This is a genomic window from Caulobacter sp. AVps18 (assembly GCF_058681425.1).
This window is the reverse complement of sequence record NZ_CM178737.1, coordinates 1,138,666-1,152,709: the sequence shown is the minus strand read 5'-3', so window position 1 is coordinate 1,152,709 and position 14,044 is coordinate 1,138,666. Positions and strand designations below refer to the sequence as shown.

At 65.6% G+C, this 14,044-nt stretch carries 14 protein-coding genes; 5 read left to right on the top strand and 9 right to left on the bottom strand.

Annotated elements, in window-relative coordinates:
• Window positions 1-18: 18 nt before the first annotated feature.
• The 5 genes from ACW179_RS05495 to ACW179_RS05475 form a co-directional block, all read right to left on the bottom strand.
• A complete protein-coding gene (locus ACW179_RS05495) occupies window positions 19-831 on the bottom strand; it encodes a ParA family protein (RefSeq protein ID WP_492063296.1) in 813 nt (270 codons plus the stop codon).
• Window positions 821-1,483, bottom strand: coding sequence for a 16S rRNA (guanine(527)-N(7))-methyltransferase RsmG (gene rsmG, locus ACW179_RS05490; protein ID WP_492063295.1), 663 nt, complete (start codon window positions 1,481-1,483; stop codon window positions 821-823). The genes ACW179_RS05495 and rsmG overlap by 11 nt, the downstream gene beginning before the upstream one ends.
• Complete coding sequence (gene mnmG / locus ACW179_RS05485; protein WP_492063294.1) at window positions 1,473-3,326, bottom strand: tRNA uridine-5-carboxymethylaminomethyl(34) synthesis enzyme MnmG; 1,854 nt, start codon at window positions 3,324-3,326, stop codon at window positions 1,473-1,475. The genes rsmG and mnmG overlap by 11 nt, the downstream gene beginning before the upstream one ends.
• A gap of 244 nt (window positions 3,327-3,570) precedes the next feature.
• Entirely contained in the window at window positions 3,571-4,914 is a 1,344-nt protein-coding gene (gene mnmE / locus ACW179_RS05480) for a tRNA uridine-5-carboxymethylaminomethyl(34) synthesis GTPase MnmE (RefSeq protein ID WP_492063293.1), read from the bottom strand.
• Window positions 4,914-5,159, bottom strand: a complete 246-nt coding sequence (locus ACW179_RS05475; RefSeq protein WP_492063292.1) for a DUF6489 family protein — start codon at window positions 5,157-5,159, stop codon at window positions 4,914-4,916. The genes mnmE and ACW179_RS05475 overlap by 1 nt, the downstream gene beginning before the upstream one ends.
• A 110-nt stretch (window positions 5,160-5,269) precedes the next feature.
• Here ACW179_RS05475 and ACW179_RS05470 point away from each other — a divergent pair, with 110 nt between their 5' ends.
• Both ACW179_RS05470 and ACW179_RS05465 read left to right on the top strand, forming a co-directional pair.
• Window positions 5,270-5,968: a dienelactone hydrolase family protein gene (locus ACW179_RS05470; RefSeq protein WP_492063291.1), complete on the top strand. Its 699-nt coding sequence runs from the start codon at window positions 5,270-5,272 to the stop codon at window positions 5,966-5,968.
• Window positions 5,969-5,972: 4 nt separating this feature from the next.
• Window positions 5,973-6,938: a quinone oxidoreductase family protein gene (locus ACW179_RS05465; protein ID WP_492063290.1), complete on the top strand. Its 966-nt coding sequence runs from the start codon at window positions 5,973-5,975 to the stop codon at window positions 6,936-6,938.
• Between the two features lie 80 nt (window positions 6,939-7,018).
• On the opposite strand, the gene rho is transcribed toward ACW179_RS05465, so the two are convergent.
• From rho to hemE, 4 genes are all read right to left on the bottom strand, one after another.
• Complete coding sequence (gene rho / locus ACW179_RS05460; RefSeq protein WP_492063289.1) at window positions 7,019-8,434, bottom strand: transcription termination factor Rho; 1,416 nt, start codon at window positions 8,432-8,434, stop codon at window positions 7,019-7,021.
• A gap of 275 nt (window positions 8,435-8,709) precedes the next feature.
• Entirely contained in the window at window positions 8,710-9,177 is a 468-nt protein-coding gene (locus ACW179_RS05455) for a CopD family protein (RefSeq protein WP_492063288.1), read from the bottom strand.
• The gene (hemH, locus tag ACW179_RS05450; protein WP_492063287.1) at window positions 9,174-10,217 is read right to left on the bottom strand and encodes a ferrochelatase; all 1,044 of its coding nucleotides are present in this window, start codon (window positions 10,215-10,217) and stop codon (window positions 9,174-9,176) included. The genes ACW179_RS05455 and hemH overlap by 4 nt, the downstream gene beginning before the upstream one ends.
• Window positions 10,214-11,239 carry a uroporphyrinogen decarboxylase gene (hemE, locus tag ACW179_RS05445; RefSeq protein ID WP_492063286.1) on the bottom strand — a complete coding sequence of 342 codons (1,026 nt, stop codon included), beginning with the start codon at window positions 11,237-11,239 and terminating at the stop codon, window positions 10,214-10,216. Before hemE ends, hemH begins: the two co-directional genes overlap by 4 nt.
• A gap of 434 nt (window positions 11,240-11,673) precedes the next feature.
• Here hemE and ACW179_RS05440 point away from each other — a divergent pair, with 434 nt between their 5' ends.
• Genes ACW179_RS05440 through aroE form a run of 3 tightly spaced genes read left to right on the top strand, consistent with a single transcriptional unit; the run spans window position 11,674 to window position 14,041 of the window.
• Entirely contained in the window at window positions 11,674-12,582 is a 909-nt protein-coding gene (locus ACW179_RS05440) for a pyruvate, water dikinase regulatory protein (RefSeq protein ID WP_492063285.1), read from the top strand.
• Window positions 12,579-13,187 (top strand): Maf family protein, encoded by a 609-nt coding sequence (locus tag ACW179_RS05435; RefSeq protein ID WP_492063284.1) that lies wholly within the window; start codon window positions 12,579-12,581, stop codon window positions 13,185-13,187. The genes ACW179_RS05440 and ACW179_RS05435 overlap by 4 nt, the downstream gene beginning before the upstream one ends.
• Window positions 13,184-14,041, top strand: a complete 858-nt coding sequence (gene aroE, locus ACW179_RS05430) for a shikimate dehydrogenase (RefSeq protein ID WP_492063283.1) — start codon at window positions 13,184-13,186, stop codon at window positions 14,039-14,041. Before ACW179_RS05435 ends, aroE begins: the two co-directional genes overlap by 4 nt.
• Window positions 14,042-14,044: the final 3 nt, after the last annotated feature.

Sequence of the window (14,044 nt, the reverse complement as noted above, 5' to 3'; positions counted from 1 at the left end):
TGGTTTGGCTTAGGAACGTCAGGCAGCCTGGGCCAGACGGGCGCGCTCGCGGCTGATCACCTCGCGCGCCAGCTTCAGATAGGCCTGGCTGCCGGCGCATTTCAGGTCATAAAGCAGCACTGGCTTTCCGAACGACGGGGCCTCGGACACCCGCACATTGCGCGGGATCACCGCGTCATAGACCTTGTCGCCGAAGTGGGCCCGCACGTCCTTGGCCACCTGCTCCGACAGGCTGTTGCGCTTGTCGTACATGGTCAGGACCACGCCCTGGATCTCCAGGCGCGGATTGAGGCTGCCGCGCACCCGCTCGATGGTGCGGATCAGCTGGGTCAGGCCCTCCAGCGCAAAAAACTCGCACTGCAGTGGCACGAACACCGCGTCTGCAGCGGTCATGGCGTTGACGGTCAGGACGTTCAGCGACGGCGGGCAGTCGATCAGCACATAGGTGTAGCTGCCATTGGTACGCAGCGGCTCCAGAGCGTCCTGCAGACGGTAGGACCGGCGCGCGGTCTGACCCAGTTCGAGCTCCACACCCGACAGGTCGGCGTCGGCCGGTATGACGTCCAGACCCGGCAGGCTGGTGGCCACGGCGGCATCGGCGACCGGGGCTTCGCCCATCAGCACATCATAGAGCGTGGTGCGGCGCTGCTGGCGGGTGATGCCCAGGCCGGTGGAGCAGTTGCCCTGCGGGTCGGCGTCGATAAGCAGAACCCGCTCGCCGCAGGCGGCAAGGGCCGTGCCCAGATTGATCGCGGTCGTGGTCTTGCCCACCCCGCCCTTCTGGTTGGCGACAGCGAGAACGCGAAGCGGCTGAACGGGTTTAACGGACACGGGACAGCCCTTTGACTTGAACGATGCGACCACGGGGATCGCTCTGACTAGGTCGGAGTTCGGCGTCGAATTTCCAAGCGTCGCGAGCTTCGGAAAGCTCGATTGCGACATCCTGCCCCTTCAGGAACAGGCCCAGAGCACCGCGCTGCAGATAGGGCGCGGAAAAGCCCAGCAGCCTGGTCATCGGTGCGCAGGCCCTGGCGGTGACCACCTCGACCTTGAGATTCAGCTCTTCGGCCCGGGCATTGTGAACCTGGGCCGGCAACGCCAGCGCCGAGCACACCGCCGAAAGGAACCGACAACGCTTGGCCATGCTCTCAACGAGGTGAACCTTGGCGCCCGGCGTGTCTTTCAGAAGTATGGCCAGGACGATGCCGGGCAGACCGGCCCCTGCCCCCAGATCAGCCCAGACCCTGGCCTCCGGTGCCAAGGCCAGCAGCTGCGAGCTGTCGAGCACGTGGCGCGTCCAGTAGGTGGCGATGGTGGCGGGGCCGACCAGGTTCATCACCGCATTCCATTCGGCCAGCAGGTCCTGATAGCGGGCCAGGTCAGCCAACTGGCTGTCGCTGACCCCAGTCAGGGCCTGATAGCCGGCGGCGTCGAGCACGGGTTCGGCGGAAGTCGGGGTTTCAAGCATCAGTTCAGGCTGCATGGCGACGCACGTGGGCAAGAAGAGCCGTCAGGGCACCCGGGGTCACGCCTTCGATGCGGGCCGCCTGGCCCAGGGTCAGGGGCCGGACGCGGATCAGCTTCTCACGCACCTCATTGGAAAGACTGCCGATGTCGCGATAATCCAGATCGGCCGGCAGACGAAGATCCTCGTCGCGGCGCAGGGATTCGGCATCGGCGCGCTGCCGATCCAGATAGCCGGCATAGGCGGCCTCGATCTCGATCTGCTCGCGCACGGCAGTGTTCCACGTGGAAACCTCGGGCCACACCTCAGCCAGTCGATCCAGGGTCACGTCGGGATAGGCCAGCATGGCGAAGACGTCGCGACGCTGACCGTCAGCATTGACCTTGAACCCGGCGCGAATGGCTTCAGGCGGGGTCAGGCTGACCGAGCGGGCAAAGGCGCGCGCCTCATCCAGCCTGGCCTTCTTTGCGCCCCAGGCCTCGGCGCGAGCGGACCCAACAACGCCCAGGACGATGCCGCGATCCGTCAGCCTCTGGTCGGCATTGTCGGCCCGCAGGGTGAGGCGAAACTCGGCCCGGCTGGTGAACATGCGATAGGGCTCGGTGACGCCACGGGTGACGAGGTCGTCGATCATCACCCCGATATAGGCCTCGTCCCGCGCAAACGTCGCCGGCTCCCGACCCTGCGCCGCCAGCGCGGCGTTCAGACCCGCCACCAAGCCCTGGGCTCCAGCCTCTTCATAGCCGGTGGTGCCGTTGATCTGGCCGGCCAGGTAAAGACCCGGCAGGCGCTTGGTCTCCAGCGTGGCATAGAGCTCCCGCGGATCGACATAGTCATATTCGATGGCGTAACCGAAGCGCTTGACCTCGACCTGCTCCAGCCCCGGAATGGTACGCAGGAACATCAGCTGGGTCTCTTCGGAGACCGAGGTCGAGATGCCGTTCGGATAGACGGTGGTGTCGTCCAGACCTTCCGGCTCCAGGAACACCTGGTGGCTGGTCTTGTCGGCGAAACGCACGACCTTGTCCTCGATCGAAGGGCAGTAGCGCGGACCGATCCCCGTGGCGCGGCCGCCATAGACGGCCGACTCGCCGAGACGATCAGCAATGATCTGGTGGGTCTGCGCGGTCGTATAGGTGATGCCGCACTGGATCTGCGGCACCTCGATCTTGTCGGTCAGGAACGAGAACGGCACGGGTTCTTCGTCGGCCGCCTGCATCTCCAGACGGTCCCAGGCGATGGTCGCGCCATCCAGCCGGGCCGGCGTGCCGGTCTTCAGACGCCCCATGTGGAAGTCGAGACCATAGAGCCGATCAGACAGGCCTATGGACGGTGCATCGCCAACACGGCCTGCCGGGGTCCGGGTCTCGCCCAGATGGATCAGGCCCTTCAGAAAGGTGCCGGTGGTCAGAACCACTCGCCCGGCGCGGTACGAGATCCCTGCCCCATCGATTACACCGGCCACCGCACCATCTTCGACGATCAGGTCCTCGGCCGCCGCCGCGATGATGTCGAGGTTACACGTGGCGTTCAGCTCGGCCTGCATCGCCTCGCGATAGAGCTTGCGGTCGATCTGCGAGCGCGGCCCGCGCACGGCGGGGCCCTTGGAGCGGTTCAGCATCCGGTACTGAATGCCGGCCTTGTCGGCCATGCGGCCCATCACCCCGTCCAGCGCGTCGATCTCGCGGACCAGGTGGCCCTTGCCCAGGCCGCCGATGGCCGGATTGCAGGACATCTCGCCAATGGTGTCCAGCTTGTGGGTCAGCAGCAAGGTGCGACCACCCGCACGCGCAGCGGCGCTGGCCGCCTCGCAGCCGGCGTGGCCGCCGCCGATGACAATGACATCCCAGATTTTGGACAAGGTAGGCGCCTCAATGCGAACGCCCCCGGGTCTGGCGGGGGCGCTGACCTCTCCTATACGCCGTCCGACTAAAAAGGTCGACGTGACTCCGGGAGGTTTCACGTGAAACACCGGTGAGCGGTGCTGTGATCAATATGTGGATAAGCCAGAAGAGAGCCCCAGAGTCACTCAACGACATCCGCCACTGAAGTGAGCCGCGATCGACACAGGCCATACCTTGTGTGACGGGGCTCCTGCGTCGTCACTACTTCCCTATACAGAAGCTCGAGAAGACCTTCTCCAGCACATCCTCCGGATCGATCCGCCCGGTGATCTTGGCTAGGGCACGCGCCGCCAGCCGTACATCCTCCGCCGCCAGCTCGACCTCAAAGCCCACATCGGAAAGCGCCCGCCCCAGAAAGCCCCTCGCCTCGCGCAATCGTTCAGCGTGGCGGAGCCGCGTGGCCGCCGGAAACTCCGAGCCCGACAAGGCGGCAGTCACGTGGAGCGTCAGGGCCTGGCGCAGCTGGGTGACCGCTTCGGGAGACCGCGCCGTGACCCTCTGCACAGCCAGGCCACGACCCTCCAGACGATCAGTGACCGCCCGGATCTCGGCCTCGTCGCCGATATCGGTTTTGTTGATAATGGCCCAGTCGCCGGGCGCAACCACAGCCCCACCCGCATCCTCCGACTGTTTCACGTGAAACCCGTCGATGACCCAGAGGCGCAGGTCAGCGTCCTGAGCCCAGGCACGAGCACGACGGACACCCTCGGCCTCAATATCGTCGAGCGTCTCGCGCAGGCCGGCGGTGTCGGCGAGCAGCACGCGATAGCCACCCAGCACCAGAGGCACTTCAATGATGTCGCGCGTGGTGCCCGGTGTATCGGTGACGATGGCCGCGTCACGCTCGGACAGAGCGTTGAGCAGGGTGCTCTTGCCGGCGTTGGGCACGCCGACCAAGGCGATACGATAGCCATCGCGCACGCGGCGTCCGCGGGCCACATCAGCCAGGGCCGCATCGATCTCGGACGCCAGGACCTCCAGCCCCGGCCGGGCACGGGCGGCGACCTCCTCGGGTAGATCCTCATCGGGAAAATCGACCGCCGCTTCCAGCATGGCCAGGGCATGGACCAGGATCTCGCGCCAGCGATCGTAGCGATCACTCAGGGCGCCGCCCAGTTGGCCCAGGGCCTGCCGCCGCTGCCCTTCGGTTTCGGCGTCGATCAGGTCCCCCACGCCTTCGGCCTGGGCCAGATCCAGCTTGCCGTTCTCGAAGGCCCGCCGGGTGAACTCGCCGGGCTCGGCCAGTCGCAGGCCCAGTTCGGCCAGGGCTTGCAGCAAGGCCTCCACCACGGCTCGACCGCCATGCACGTGGAACTCGGCGGCGTCTTCCCCGGTATAGCTGGCAGGACCCTGGAAGAAGAGCACCAACGCCTCGTCCAGCTCTACGCCGTCATGCCGCAGGCGACGCAGGCCGGCCATACGCGGCGGCGGAACCATACCGGCCAAGGCGGCGACAGCCTCGCGCGTACCAGGGCCCGAAACCCGAACGACAGCCACTGCGGCTCGCCCGGCCGCCGTGGCCAGAGCGAAGATCGTCGGGATCATCAGTCGCGCTTGCCTACGGCCGCGCCCGCCGCTGCCGTCATCAGCTTGCGGAACTGGTCCTGGGCGCCTGCCCCAAAGGCCATCCAGTTTTTCATCAGCTCTTCGGGTGCCAGCATGGCGATATTGTTGTCCATGCGCGCCTGCATTTCCTTGACCAGGTGGTCATTGAGCGGCGTCACGTCGGGCAGGCCCAGGAAGGCGCGCGCCTCCACAGGCGTGCAGTCGATCTCGATGGTCATCTTCATGGCGGTTCCCTCAGGTCAGGGCACGATATTGTTATGGGCCAGGCCCGACGCGGCACGTTAGAGCGCTTTGGTCGAAAGTCACATCGACCAGCACAGACGGAGAGCCCCCGATGAGCGAGACCCTCACCATCACCACGCCCGACGGCGCCTTTTCAGCCTATGTGGCGCGACCTCAGGCAGCGGGCGAAGCCCCGGCCGTGGTCGTGATCCAGGAAATCTTCGGCGTCAACAAGGTGATGCGCGACATCTGCGACGGGCTGGCAGCCCAGGGCTTCGTCGCTGTCTGCCCAGACCTGTTCTGGCGGATCGAACCCGGCATCGACATCACCGACCAGTCGGAAGCCGAATGGAAGCGGGCCTTCGAGCTGTTCAACGCCTTCGACGTTGACGCCGGCGTCAGCGACATCGCCGCCACCATCGCGGCCGTGCGTCAGCTAAACGGCGTGTCAGGCAAGGTCGGAGCCGTGGGTTACTGCCTTGGCGGCCTGCTGGCCTTTCTCACCGCCACCCGGACCGACGCCGATGCCAGCATCTCCTACTATGGCGTGGGCCTGGAAAAGCACGTGGGCGAAGCCGACAAGCTGGCGCGGCCCCTGCTGATGCATATCGCCGAAAAGGACCAGTTCGTGCCGCCCGAGGCGCAGCAGGTGATCCTGGCAGCCCTGAAGGATCATCCGCAGATCGCGATCCATCTCTATGCCGACCGCGACCACGCGTTTGCACGGGAAGGCGGCGCACATTTCGATGCCGCCGACGCGGCCAAGGCCAACGGCCGCAGCCTGGCCTTCTTCAAGACCCATCTGGCCTGACCCAATGCTGGCCATTCAAGCTGTCAAGGCGGGCGGCCCCGAGGTGCTCGAGGTCGTCGATATCCCCCTGCCCTCGCCGGGTCCCGGTCAGATTCTGGTTCGGCACCACGCGGTGGGCCTGAACTTCATCGACACCTATCACCGCTCCGGCCTTTATCCCCTGAAGATGCCGGCTGTGCTGGGCCTGGAAGCCTCGGGCGTTGTCGAGGCCCTGGGTGAGGGCGTCACCCGTTTCGCCCTGGGTGACCGCGTCGCCTATAACGGCACGATGGGGGCCTATGCGGAGGCGGCCGTGGTGCCGGCAGATCGCGCCGTGAAGGTTCCCGATGCCGTCAGCCTGGAGACGGCTGCGGCCGTGCTGCTCAAGGGCATGACGGCCGAGTTCCTGGTCCGGCGATGTTTCCACGTGAAACCTGGCGACATCGTTCTGGTCCATGCAGCGGCCGGCGGCGTGGGCCAGATCCTGGTGCAGTGGTGCAAGGCGCTCGGTGGCACCGTGATCGCCACGGTCGGGACGGAGGCCAAGGCCGCCATAGCCCGCGACCTCGGCGCAGATCATGTGGTCCTGTACGACACAGAAGATGTCGCGGCGCGGGTGGCCCAGATCACAAACGGTCAGGGCGTGGCCGTGGTCTATGACGGGGTCGGGAAGGACACCTTTGTCGCCAGCCTCAAGAGCCTGGCCCGGCGTGGCGTTCTGGCCACCTTCGGCAATGCTTCAGGGCCGGTCCCAGCGTTCTCGCCGCTCGAACTGGCGGGCAAGTCCCTGTTTGTCACCCGCCCTCGCCTGTTCGACTACATCGTTACAACGCAGGAACTGGACGAAAGCGCCCAGGCCCTGTTCGCGGTGCTGGCGTCCGGCGCGGTCAAGATCGACATAGGCCAGACCTTCCCCCTGGCTGAAGCCAAGGCAGCGCATGAAGCTCTGGAGGGTCGCCAGACTACCGGGGCCACCTTGCTGATCCCGTAGGAGCCGTACCGGCCAGACCCTACAAAAAAGCCCCGGGTCATCCCCGGGGCTTTTCCGTATGGCCGTGAGTCCGGCTAGACTCAGGTGTTCATCGACTGGAAGAAATCGCCGTTGGTCTTGGACTGGCGCATCTTCTCGAGCAGGAACTCGATGGCGTCCGAAGCGCCCATCGGGTTGAGGATACGGCGCAGCACATAGGTCTTCTGCAGCTGGTCGCGCGGGGTGATCAGCTCTTCCTTGCGGGTGCCGGACTTCAGCACGTCGATGGCCGGGAAGATGCGCTTGTCGGCAACCTTGCGGTCCAGGATGATTTCCGAGTTACCGGTGCCCTTGAACTCTTCGAAGATCACTTCGTCCATGCGGCTGCCGGTATCGATCAGAGCAGTGGCGATGATGGTCAGCGAACCGCCCTCCTCCACATTGCGCGCCGCGCCGAAGAAGCGCTTGGGGCGCTGCAGGGCGTTGGCGTCGACACCGCCGGTCAGCACCTTGCCCGACGACGGGACCGTGGTGTTGTAGGCGCGGCCCAGACGGGTGACCGAGTCCAGCAGGATGACGACGTCGCGCTTGTGCTCGACCAGACGCTTGGCCTTCTCGATGACCATCTCGGCCACCTGCACGTGGCGGGTCGCGGGCTCGTCGAAGGTCGAGGCGATCACCTCGCCCTTCACGGTGCGCTGCATGTCGGTGACTTCTTCCGGACGCTCGTCGATCAGCAGGACGATCAGGTAGATTTCCGGATGGTTGGTCTCGATCGACTTGGCAATGTTCTGCAGCATGACAGTCTTACCCACGCGAGGCGGGGCGACGATCAGGCAGCGTTGGCCCTTGCCGAGCGGAGCGACGATGTCGATGATCCGGCCCGAGCGATCCTTCACGGTCGGATCGGGCAGTTCCATGTTCAGGCGCTCTTCGGGATAGAGCGGCGTCAGGTTGTCGAAGTGGATCTTGTGCTTGACGTTGTCGGGGGCCTCGAAATTGATCTTGGCCACGCCGGTCAGGGCGAAGTAGCGCTCGCCTTCGCGCGGTGAGCGGATAGCCCCGTCCACGGTGTCGCCGGTGCGCAGGCCATACTTGCGGATCTGCGAGGGCGAGACATAGATATCGTCCGGACCCGGCAGATAGTTGGCTTCCGGCGAGCGCAGGAAGCCAAAGCCGTCCTGCAGCACTTCCATGGTGCCCGAGCCCGAGATCTCCACGCCTTCTTCGGCGAGGGTCTTGAGGATCGCGAACATCATGTCCTGCTTGCGCATGGAGTTGGCGTTCTCGACCTCAAAGGTCTCGGCGAAGGCCAGCAGGTCAGCCGGGGATTTCTCCTTCAGCTCCTGCAGCGACATGGTCTTCAGGCCCAGGGCCGCGACGGCGTCGGCGATGCCGGTGTCTTCAGCGTCGCCGTTGTCCTCGGCGTCACGAGCGCCGGGAGCCTCGGCAGGGGTGGTGGTGTCGATGACGGTTTCCAGGTCGGTGGAAACTTCGTTTTCGGTGTCTTCGGTCATGAGCAGACTCAAGGGTGGGCGCGGACCGCGAGACGCAGATCCGGCCGGAAGGATTTCAATTCTCGCGCCGCATCGAAGACACGGCGAGCGCGCCAGGGAACGACGGCGCGGATCGTTTGGGGAACGGACCTTCGAGGCCTTGGCCTCGGGGGGCGCGCCAGGACGGGCGCCGGTCCGTGAAGGAGGTCAGGCCAGACGCGCGGCGTCAGACCCTGTGGGATGGGAACCACATGCGGGGGAGTGGGTCAAGCGCAACGCTGGCCCGAGCCCCAGAACTAGCCGTTCAGGAACTTGGTGGTCACCGAGATCACGATGATGATGGCCGCAATGAAGGGCAGTTCGTTGGTCATCCGCCAGAACTTTTCCGGGCGGGTGTTCTGGTCGTTGGCGAACTTGCGACGCGCCCTGGCCATGAACCCGTGCCAGGCGAACAGGAACACCAGCGCCGTGATCTTGGTGAGCATCCAGGGCTTGAGCAGGAAGTCCCAGCCGCGAATGGCACCGTCGGCCATGACCAGCGCCAGGCCAAAGACCAGGGCCAGGATCATGGCTGGATTGATGATGATCCGCAGGATGCGCAGTTCCGCCAACTTGAACACGGCGTCCATCTTCGAGCCTGGCTCGGCGCTCATGTGATAGACGAAGATGCGCGGCAGCATCAGCATCCCCGCCATCCAGGCGATCACGGCCAGGATGTGCAGGCCCCGGATCAGATTGAAGTTCTGGACCAGAAAGTCGGTCACATCCGGGCTCCGGCCTTGTTGGGGCATTGGCTGCGGTCGCCGCCGCAACGCCAGGCGCAGGCGGTGGTAAGCCTGTCGGCCGCCGCGAGGGCTCCAGTGACCATGCCGCCCAGATCAGCGATGAAGCCCGGCGTCACGCCCAGGGCCGGAACCCTTACATAGGCCGGGCAGCCATGCTCGACCGCCAGTTCGCGGTATTCATGATCCAACTCGACCAGGGTCTCGATATGTTCGGAAACGAAGGCGATGGGCGTAACCACCAAGGCCAGACCCGCCTCACTGGCGGCGCGGATCTCGTCGTCTGTCGAGGGTCCGATCCATTTCAGCGGACCCACCCGGCTTTGATAGGTGACTCGCCAGTCCCAGCCCTCGCCCAGCCTGGCGGCGACAGCGGCGGCCGTGGCCTCGATCTGGGTCTGGTAGGGATCGCCGCCCTCAATGACCTTTTCCGGCAAGCCGTGGGCCGAGAACAGCAGGCGCGCCGGACCAGGACGACCGGCAGCCTCATAGGCCTTGGCGATCAGATCGGCATGGGCCTGGATCAGCCCGTCGGCCGTCGGATAGCAACACACGGTCGAGACCCGACCGGGTCCCTTATAGGCCTTGCTCCATGCCTTGACGGATGAGCCGGTCGTGGTGGTCGAGAACTGCGGATACAGCGGCAGCAGCACCACCTCGTCAGGCGCAAACGCCTTGACGGCCCTGGCGGTCTCGTCGGTCAGGGGCTTCCAGTAGCGCATGGCGATGAAGCAACGCACCTCGTCACCGGGCAGGCGCTGAGCCAGATCGGCTTCCAGAGCCGTGGCCTGTTTTTGCGTTTCCGGCAGTAGCGGCGAGCCACCGCCCATGATCGCATAGTTGGCCTTGGCGCTCTTTTCGCGGGTGGTCGAGATCAGGGCCGCGATCGGATAACGGATGATCGCCGGGGCACCGATGATCGCCTTGTCGCGAAACAGGTTGAACAGGAACGGCCGAACCGCGTCCGGACCATCGGGGCCGCCCAGATTGAACAGGACGACAGCGATCTTTTTCCCGCTCATTTGCCGGTAACCCGCGCCAGAACCTGCTCGACATGAGCGATGGGGGTGTCAGGCAGAATGCCGTGGCCCAGATTGAAGATATAAGGGCCCTGCCCCCACTGCTCCAGCATCTGGTCGACGCGGCGCAGCAGTTCATCGCCGCCGGCCCGCAGCAGCAAGGGATCCAGCGCGCCCTGGATGGGCTTGGTCTTCTGGATGCGCTGACCCATGACTGCGCTGACCTGGGTGTCGAGCGCCACGCCCTGGACGGGAACGACTGCCGCGTAGTTTTCGACCAAAGCTCCGGCGCCGCGCGGAAAGCCGATCACCGGCACGGTCACGCCCCGGGCCCGCAGGCCCTCGACGATGGCGATGTGCGGCCGGATCACCAGACGCTCGAACTGGGGTTCGGACAGACCCTCGGCCCAGCTCTCGAACAGCTTCACGGCCTGGGCGCCGGCGTTCACCTGCATGACCAGATAGTCGATGGTCGCCTCGACCAGTATGGCGATCAGGGCGTCCAGCTTTTCGGGGTTCTGATAGGCATAGGTCCGCGCACCAGTGCGGTCGCTGGACCCGCCCTCGATCATGTAGGTCGCCACAGTCCAGGGCGCGCCGGCAAAACCGATCAGCGCCTTTTCCGGATCAAGCGCGGCGCGAACCCGGCTCAGGGTCTCGCCGATCAGCGACAGGGCCTTGCCCGCCTCGCTGGCCTTTTCGGCCATGCTCTCAATCGACGGCATCTCGCCCAGCCGGGGGCCCTCTCCGGCCTCGAACCAGACCTTCTGCCCTAGGGCTCCGGGGATCAGCAGGATATCGGCAAAGACAATCGCCGCGTCGTAGGGAAAACGCCGCATGGGCTGCAGCGTGACCTCGGCGGCCTTCTCCGGATCAAAGCAGAAGGCGATGAAGTCAGGCGCCGTGGCCCGCACGGCGCGGTACTCCGGCAGGTACCGTCCTGCCTGGCGCATGAACCAGACCGGAGGGCGTTCAAAGGATTGTCCCGACAGGACCGAAAGGAGTTTGGGCGTCACGAGCGTCATGCAGGGCGTTAAATCCCTTCACGCGTCCGGGCTCAAGCCCGAAGGCCAATCTTCATTTCTTAATAAGATCTTAAGTTTGACAGTAGGAGGAGAAGGGCAAGTGGGAACTGGGGAAAACCCGGCTGTTCCTCGCCTCATGCACAGGCCGTCCCAATCGGCGCCCGGGATTCCGCACATGTGGGCAGCGCCCTGTTAATCTTGGGGATGGATGGACAGGGCCTTCTATTCCTTAATGAACTCTTAACGCCGGCTTGGGCGCTAACGAAGCGTTAACCTTTTCGTCCCGGATATGTGACGAGCGCTATCCCGAACTCCAGGGATGCAGGGCGAGCTTGGGGATGTTACGCGGTCAGTATGGCCGTTGATCACAGCGGCGACATGACAAGGCGGTTCGGGGCGACTTTGGCGCCCACGCATCCCCAGAGGCAGGGCAAGTGGTTAAGCAACCGTTAACGGATGATCCACAGGACGTTTCGGCAAGCACCGGTGAAAGCGAGCGACCGGCACCCCGGTTCGCGACCTATTTCCATATCCACCTCGTTTCCGACTCTACCGGCGAGACCCTCAACGCCATGGCCCGCGCGGTCTGCGCGCGCTTCACCGACATCCTGCCCATTGAACACATCTATGCCCTGGTGCGGTCCACCCGGCAGTTGGACCGAGCACTGGAAGAGATCGCCGGGGCTCCGGGCGTGGTGATGCACACCATCATCGATCCCAATCTGCGCACGGCGCTGGAAGAAGGCTGCCGGCGGCTGGAGATGCCCTGCATCGCCGCGCTGGATCCCGTGGTCAGCGCCATGTCGCGCTATCTGGGCGCGCGGATCTCCACCCGGGTCGGGGCGCAGCACACGCTGAACAATGACTATTTTGACCGCATCGACGCGCTGGACTACGCCATTGCCCATGATGACGGTCAGGGCGGCCAGGATCTGAGCAAGGCGGACGTGATCCTGGTGGGCGTGTCGCGCACCTCCAAGACCCCGACCTGCATCTATCTGGCCCATCGGGGGGTGCGCGCCGCCAATGTGCCTTTGGTGCCGACCTCGCCGCCACCGGCCCAACTGTTCGAGCTGAAAAACACCCTGATCGTCGGGCTGATGACCTCGCCCGACCGGCTGATCTCGATCCGCCGCAACCGCCTGCTGTCGCTGAAGGAAAGCCGCGAGAGCGACTATATCGACGCCGATGCCGTGCGCGCCGAGATCATCGCCGCCCGCCGCCTGTTCGAGAGGATGGGCTGGCCGATCATCGACGTCACCCGCCGTTCGGTGGAAGAAACAGCGGCGGCGATCATCAACCTGCTGTCGGGCGGCCGGGGGCAGGTCGAGGTTCTGGGATGACGTCGCAGACCTTAACACCGGTCACCCTGGCGTCGAAAAGCAGCGCCCGCCAGAGCCTCCTGAAGAACGCCGGCGTTGTCTTTGAAGCGGTGGTGGCGGGCGTCGATGAAGACGCGACCAAGGCTGGCCTGCTGGCCGAAGGGGCCTCGCCGCGTGAGGTGGCCGACGCCCTGGCCGAGATGAAGGCCGTCAAGGTCTCGACCAAGCGGCCCGGCCTGGTGATCGGTGCCGACCAGACCCTGGATTTCGCCGGCCGGCTGATCGACAAGGTCGCGACCCTGGATGAGGCCCGCGCCCTGCTGCTGGAGCTGCGTGGCCAGACCCACAAGCTGCACTCGGCCGTGGTCGTGGCCCGCGACGGTCGGCCGATCTGGCGGGTGGTCGACAGCGCCAAGCTGTCGGTGCGTCCGTTCAGCGAGGCCTGGCTCGACGGCTATCTGGAGCGGCGCGGGGAACACATCCTGCACTGCGTCGGCTGCTATGAGCTGGAGAGCGAGGGCGTGCAACTGTTCGATGGTGTCCATGGCGACTATTTCACCGTCCTGGGCCTGCCGATGATCGGACTGCTGGACTTCCTGCGTCTGCATGGAGCGCTCCAGGCATGAGTTCGACCCTGACCGGCGCGGCGATCGTCGCCGGCGTCTGCGGCGCGCCGATCCGTCATTCGATGAGCCCCCTGATCCACAATGCCTGGATCGCCGCCGCCGGCCTCGACGCGGCCTATGTGCCCTTCGCGCCAAGCGAAGAGCGGTTCGAGACCTTCATCGGCGGCCTGCGCGGCGGGGCGATCCGGGGCCTGAACGTCACCATCCCGTTCAAGGAGCGGGCCCTGGCCCTGGCCGATGACGCCAGTGACCTGGCCAGGATGGCCGGAGCGGCCAACCTGCTGATCTTTGCGGAAGACGGCTCGATCTTCGCTGACAATACCGATGGTCCCGGCCTGCTGGGCGCTGTCGCTGTCCAGGCTCAGGGTTTCGATGTCACATCGGCCCCGGTGGTGGTGCTGGGCGCGGGCGGCGCGGCGCGGGGCGCGGTGGCGGCCCTGCTGCTGGCCGGCGCGCCGCAGGTGCGGGTCATCAACCGCACCCTGGCGCGGGCCCAGGCCCTGGCGCAGGCCCTGGGCGATCGCGTCATCGCCGCCGACGAGACCGCCCTGCCCGATCTGCTGGCCGATGCGGGCCTGGTGATCAACGCCACCGCGCTGGGTCTCGGCGGTGGCGAGGGTCCGGTCGCCGACCTGGCCCGGACGCCCGCCGCGGCGGTGGTGATGGACATGGTCTACAAGCCGCTGCGGACGCAATTCCTGCGACGAGCTGAAGGTCTTGGCCGGCGCACGGTGGACGGGCTGGAAATGCTGCTGCGTCAGGCGGTTCCGTCGTTCCAGGCCTTCTATGGACAGCCACCGCCGTCTGATGTCGATGTGCGGGCCATCGCCCTGCGCCAACTGGGAGAGGCCTGAGCC

Coding starts and splice junctions, on each gene's coding strand:
- rsmG (WP_492063295.1), bottom strand. CDS start 1,483: ATGCAGCCTGAACTGATGCTTGAAACCCCGACTTCCGCCGAACCCGTG.
- mnmE (WP_492063293.1), bottom strand. CDS start 4,914: ATGATCCCGACGATCTTCGCTCTGGCCACGGCGGCCGGGCGAGCCGCA.
- ACW179_RS05475 (WP_492063292.1), bottom strand. CDS start 5,159: ATGAAGATGACCATCGAGATCGACTGCACGCCTGTGGAGGCGCGCGCC.
- ACW179_RS05470 (WP_492063291.1), top strand. CDS start 5,270: ATGAGCGAGACCCTCACCATCACCACGCCCGACGGCGCCTTTTCAGCC.
- ACW179_RS05465 (WP_492063290.1), top strand. CDS start 5,973: ATGCTGGCCATTCAAGCTGTCAAGGCGGGCGGCCCCGAGGTGCTCGAG.
- rho (WP_492063289.1), bottom strand. CDS start 8,434: ATGACCGAAGACACCGAAAACGAAGTTTCCACCGACCTGGAAACCGTC.
- hemH (WP_492063287.1), bottom strand. CDS start 10,217: ATGAGCGGGAAAAAGATCGCTGTCGTCCTGTTCAATCTGGGCGGCCCC.
- hemE (WP_492063286.1), bottom strand. CDS start 11,239: ATGACGCTCGTGACGCCCAAACTCCTTTCGGTCCTGTCGGGACAATCC.
- ACW179_RS05435 (WP_492063284.1), top strand. CDS start 12,579: ATGACGTCGCAGACCTTAACACCGGTCACCCTGGCGTCGAAAAGCAGC.
- aroE (WP_492063283.1), top strand. CDS start 13,184: ATGAGTTCGACCCTGACCGGCGCGGCGATCGTCGCCGGCGTCTGCGGC.